5 protein-coding genes and 1 pseudogene are annotated in these 5,003 nt (G+C 62.8%); all 6 read left to right on the plus strand.

Going from position 1 to position 5,003, the window contains the following annotated elements; translation table 11 throughout:
• A partial coding sequence (locus tag EN932_RS29040) for an extracellular solute-binding protein (protein WP_128369259.1) occupies positions 1–686 on the plus strand: 686 nt, incomplete at its 5' end.
• Positions 687–745: 59 nt separating this feature from the next.
• The gene (locus EN932_RS29045) at positions 746–1,606 is read left to right on the plus strand and encodes an ABC transporter permease (RefSeq protein WP_027161996.1); all 861 of its coding nucleotides are present in this window, start codon (positions 746–748) and stop codon (positions 1,604–1,606) included.
• A gap of 1 nt (position 1,607) precedes the next feature.
• A complete protein-coding gene (locus tag EN932_RS29050) occupies positions 1,608–2,408 on the plus strand; it encodes an ABC transporter permease (RefSeq protein WP_027161997.1) in 801 nt (266 codons plus the stop codon).
• Positions 2,405–3,481: an ABC transporter ATP-binding protein gene (locus EN932_RS29055; RefSeq protein WP_128369260.1), complete on the plus strand. Its 1,077-nt coding sequence runs from the start codon at positions 2,405–2,407 to the stop codon at positions 3,479–3,481. The genes EN932_RS29050 and EN932_RS29055 overlap by 4 nt, the downstream gene beginning before the upstream one ends.
• Positions 3,482–3,722: 241 nt before the next feature.
• On the plus strand, positions 3,723–3,953 hold the full coding sequence (locus EN932_RS29060; protein WP_164766225.1) for a hypothetical protein: 231 nt from the start codon (positions 3,723–3,725) through the stop codon (positions 3,951–3,953).
• Positions 3,954–4,637: 684 nt separating this feature from the next.
• Positions 4,638–5,003, plus strand: a pseudogene (locus EN932_RS29065) (M23 family peptidase); the annotation flags it as partial.

Here is a 5,003-nt window from a genome sequence, read left to right on the forward strand (position 1 = left end):
GGATAAAGCTTGTCCGCCGGCACGCCGTCGGCAGCTTCTACTACTCCTTCGTGCTCGCCTGGAACAAGGGCGCCGTCTCGGGCGAACCGACCGGCTGGGCCGACATGTTCGACACCAAGAAGTTTCCCGGAAAGCGGACCTTCTACAAATGGTCGGCGCCGGGCGTCATCGAGATCGCTTTGCTGGCCGACGGCGTGCCGGCGGACAAGCTTTATCCGCTTGATCTCGACCGTGCCTTCAAGAAACTCGACACCATCAAATCCGATATCGTCTGGTGGGGCGGCGGCGCTGAATCACAGCAGCTGATTGCCTCCGGCGAGGCTGCCTTCGGTCAGTTGTGGAACGGGCGTGTCTTCGCCCTCCAGCAGGATGGCACCGACGTCGGCGTCGCCTGGAAGCAGAACCTCACCGCCGCCGACGTGCTCGTCGTGCCGAAGGGCGCCAAGAACAAGGACAGCGCGATGAAGTTCCTCGCCGCCGCCACCAGCCCGACCGGCCAGGCGAAATTCGCCGAGGCAAGCGGCTATGCGCCCATCAACACCAAGGCCAAGGCGGAGATGCCCGCCGATGCCGTCAAGGCCCTGCCTGATGCCCATGTCGACGGCCAGATCAACCTCGACATGAACTACTGGGCCGAGCATCGCGACGAGATCGCCGCGCGCTGGTATGCCTGGCAGACCAAGTAACACCGTTGCAGACCGACGGGGCGCAACTTGCGCGCCCCGTTTTGAGACAGGACCGCTCGATGCAGGGAAGTTCTTTCAGACGCAGCTCGGTTGCCGGCCTGCCAGCCGGCAGCGGCAGCGCCTTGCCGGCCCTGCTTCTGGTTGGCCTGTTCTTCATCGTGCCGGTGGTTGCCCTGCTGCTGCGCAGCGTCACCGATCCCGAACCCGGCTTGCAGAACTACGCGGCGCTGTTCGGCAGCGACACCTATGTGCGGGTGTTCCTCAACACCTTCCTGGTCGCATCGGTCGTCACAGCCGTCACCATCCTGGTGGCTTTCCCTGTTGCCTGGATGCTGGCGATCATGCCGCCGGCCCCGGGCTCGATCGTCTTCGGCATCATCATTCTGTCGATGTGGACGAATCTTCTCACCCGCACCTATGCGTGGATGGTGCTGCTGCAACGCACCGGCGTCATCAACAGGGCGCTGATGGGGTTGGGCATCATCCATGAGCCGCTGCCGCTCATCAACAACCTCGCCGGGGTCACCATCGGCATGGTGTACATCATGCTGCCCTTCATGATCCTGCCGCTGGTCGGCACTTTACGCGCCATCGACCCTATGACGCTGCGCGCGGCCGCCCTTTGCGGCGCAAGCCCGTCCGAGGCCTTCCGCCGCATCCTTTTGCCGCTGTCGCTTCCCGGCATCGCCGCCGGAGGGCTGATGGTCTTCGTCATGTCGCTTGGCTACTTCGTCACGCCTGCCCTGCTTGGCGGCACATCGAACATGATGCTGGCCGAGATGATCGCCCAGACGGTGCAGTCGCTGCTCAACTGGGGGCTTGGAAGTGCGGCCGCCTTCGTCCTGCTTGTCGTCACCATGGCGCTCTACGCGATCCAGCTTCGCCTGGTCGGCGCCAGGCGCGCCGGCGGAGGGCTCTGACATGCTGCTCGACTATGACCGGCTCGGATGGCTGCGCGTGGCACTTGTCGGCTTCACGGCGGCAGTGGCGGCTTTCCTGTTGCTGCCGGTGGTCTTCATCGTGCTCCTGTCGTTCGGCTCGTCGCGCTGGCTCGCCTTCCCGCCGCCCGGCTGGACGCTGAAATGGTACCAGCAGTTGCTGGCTGATCCGACCTGGATCGATGCCGCGCTGACCAGTGTCCGGATTGCCGCCATGGCCGCCATCCTCGCCGTCGTCATCGGCCTGTTCGCCTCCTTCAGCCTGGTCAGGGGTGAGTTTCGCGGACGCCAGGTCCTGCGCGGCTTGCTGTTGATGCCGATGGTGCTGCCAGTCGTCGTGTTCGCCATCGCCATCTACGCCTTCTTCCTGCGCATCGGCCTTGCCGGCACCACGGTCGGCTTCGTCATCGCCCACACCATCCTGGCGCTGCCTTTCGCCATTATCCCGATCACTGCGGCGCTAGAGGGTTTCGACAAATCCATCGAGGACGCGGCCATAGTCTGCGGCGCCAGCCCGCTGCAGGCACGGTTGAGGATCACCTTGCCGTCGATCAGGATCGGCATCTTCTCCGCGGCGATCTTCTCTTTCCTGGCCTCATGGGACGAGGTCGTGGTGGCGATCTTCATGGCAAGCCCGACCTTGCAGACCTTGCCGGTCAAGATCTGGGGCAGCCTGCGCGCCGACCTCAGCCCGGTCGTCGCCGCCGCCTCCAGCCTGCTTGTCGGCCTGACCTTGTGCCTGATGATCGTGACCGCACTCCTTCGCAGGAAAATGTCAAGATGACCCGGCCATTCCTGTCCATACGCGCGGTGAGAAAGACGTTCGGCGCCTTCGTCGCCGTCCATGACGTCACCATCGATGTGCCCAAGGGGGAGTTCCTGACGTTCCTTGGCCCGTCGGGTTCCGGTAAGTCGACGACACTCTACGCCATCGCCGGTTTCCAGGATCCGAGCTCGGGCGATGTACTCCTGGAGGACAGGTCGCTGCTTTCGGTGCCGTCGCACAAGCGCAACATCGGCATGGTCTTCCAGCGCTACACGCTATTTCCGCATCTGAGTGTCGCCGAGAATGTCGCCTTTCCGCTGCGCGTGCGCCGCCGACCGGATGGCGAGATCAAGCGCAAGGTCGCCGACATGCTGGCGCTGGTGCGCCTCGAAAACTTCGCCGACCGCCATCCGGGCGCGCTGTCGGGCGGCCAGCAGCAGCGCGTGGCGCTTGCCCGCGCGCTCGCCTACGACCCGCCGATCCTGCTGATGGACGAGCCGCTGTCGGCGCTCGACAAGAAGCTGCGCCAGGAAATCCAGGCCGAGATCCGCCGCATCCACCGCGAGACCGGCGTCACCATCCTCTATGTCACGCACGACCAGGAGGAGGCGCTGCATCTTTCGGATCGCATCGCTCTGTTCAGGGAAGGCCGCATCGAACAGATCGGTACTGGCGAGGATCTTTACCTCCGGCCGGCGAGCGAGTTCGTCGCCGGCTTCATCGGCAACTCGAATTTCCTGCCGGCTGAGCATTTGCAAACCGCAGATGGCGCATCGACGATCCGCCTGGCCGGCGGCTCGATCGTGACCGGCGTCAAGGCGACAACGTCGTTCGGCCAAGGCCAGAACGTCCGGCTGATGGTGCGCCCGGAAGCCTTCCGCTTGACGCCTACGCCGACAAGCGTGGCACTCGCCGTCGAGATCGTCGATACCGCCTTCTTCGGCGACCGACGGCGGGTCGTGGCACGCACGGCCGGCGGAGATGAGATCGACGTCAGGCCAACCTCTGACGCAGAGGTGGGCGATGGCACCGCCAGATCAGGTCAGCGCATCTTTTTCGATCCCGCTTCGGCGTTCCTGTTCCCGGCCTGATGGCCGGGATTGCGCATGTCAAAGCGATTCCGTTGCGGAAAGAAAGTCCGCTTGTGAAAATGCGTGCTTAGAAGCTGTCAGTCCGCTTCAGGCCCCTTATCTGCCAAACAAAGTTGCTTACGGCTTAGCGAGAGGGTCAGACGCCTCTGGCTGGAAAGCTGTTCGGTTGCCATCGCACGCCTGCTGGTCTGCAGTCCGTTAACCACCCCGCCGACCAGTGTCCCTGGCCTGCGCGTTATGCATGCGGCACCTCTACCCCGAGCGCGTGCGGTGGCCGCTCTTGCTGCGATCGGCCGAGGCGTTTATGCAGGTGGAGGATCGACGCGAACAGCTGGACGTCGTGAGACGCCGCGACTGCATCGTCGCTCACCTCGCGCATTTGCTCAAGGACCAGGGCGCACGCGCGACCTCGGAGCTGAGCAGCGTCAACCTACATCTGGTCGAGGATGACATTGGCGTCTTGCATACCTGAATATAATCAGGTTACGGAACATTGTGTGCAAAAAACGCACAAGAAAGTTCTGCTTCTCTTCTTTTTTCGTTCCTACGAGGGAGCCGCCGGTAGCCCTTTCGGACGCTCTTCTGCCGACGATATTGACCGCCCCAATGCGAATGTTCGCCGGTGTATTCGTAAACCTCATTGTCCGCAGCGCCGTTCAGTCTGCTTGGGTTTCCTAGAAGCTTTTCGAATTTTCTGTCTTGCGGCTCCCGTCGAGATGCGGGCCCTCTGGAGGAGGTCGGGGTGTTTTGGATCCGCTGTGGTGCAACCTTGATCCAAGCATTTATGGGGGTTCGAGTCGGTAGAGGGCTACCGCCAATTCACCGCTGCTACCGAGTTCGTCTGTTGAATGTACTCGCAAGCAGGGACGACAGAATCACATCCTGTCCCCTGGCTGTGGCGGCCGGCTGATTTGAACTGTCATCAGAGGCCCGCAAAGTTCCCGTAAACCAGACATGCAAACGATAACACTTGAGGCCGCGGTTGCGCCAGGTTCGGCGAATCTTCCATGTGCCGCACGCCACCTTGGCTCCCGGCCTTCATTGTCGTACCCTCGCGTCGCAAAGTCAGCGTGTGCAGAGGAGGCGCGTTCGAATGCGGGTTCCAATTTGGCTCCTTTCGACCTTTGTGCTGTTGTTGGCAACATTTCCATCCGGGGTGCACGCTGCCGGCGACAATCCGAAGCTCACGCCACTCGTTGCGGAGATCATCGCTCCCCCGCATGTGATTCCAGGCTCGGACGGCAGGCGTCACATCGTCTACGAACTGGCAGTGACGAATATCACTGGCGGCGATGTCCGTTTCGAGAAGCTCAAGGTCGTCGATGCCGACAGCGGAGCACCGCTTGCAGAACTCGGCCCGGATGAATTGCGCACGCGCGTCACGCCGGGCGCAAGCCGCGGCAACGAAAACCGCGAGTTGGCCGCCTATCAGTTCGCCGTCCTCTTTCTGCATGTCGTGCTTGCGGACGGCGCGGCGGTTCCGGCTCGCATTACCCACGAGATCACGGCGTTTTTCGCGGTC

Origin of the sequence: Mesorhizobium sp. M7A.F.Ca.US.002.01.1.1, assembly GCF_004022955.1 — a bacterium.
Classification (GTDB): domain Bacteria; phylum Pseudomonadota; class Alphaproteobacteria; order Rhizobiales; family Rhizobiaceae; genus Mesorhizobium; species Mesorhizobium ciceri.

What these genes read in the sequence shown, in the direction of transcription:
- EN932_RS29045 (WP_027161996.1), top strand. Translation starts at nt 746, where the DNA reads ATGCAGGGAAGTTCTTTCAGACGCAGCTCGGTTGCCGGCCTGCCAGCC.
- EN932_RS29055 (WP_128369260.1), top strand. Translation starts at nt 2,405, where the DNA reads ATGACCCGGCCATTCCTGTCCATACGCGCGGTGAGAAAGACGTTCGGC.
- EN932_RS29060 (WP_164766225.1), top strand. Translation starts at nt 3,723, where the DNA reads ATGCGGCACCTCTACCCCGAGCGCGTGCGGTGGCCGCTCTTGCTGCGA.
- EN932_RS29050 (WP_027161997.1), top strand. Translation starts at nt 1,608, where the DNA reads ATGCTGCTCGACTATGACCGGCTCGGATGGCTGCGCGTGGCACTTGTC.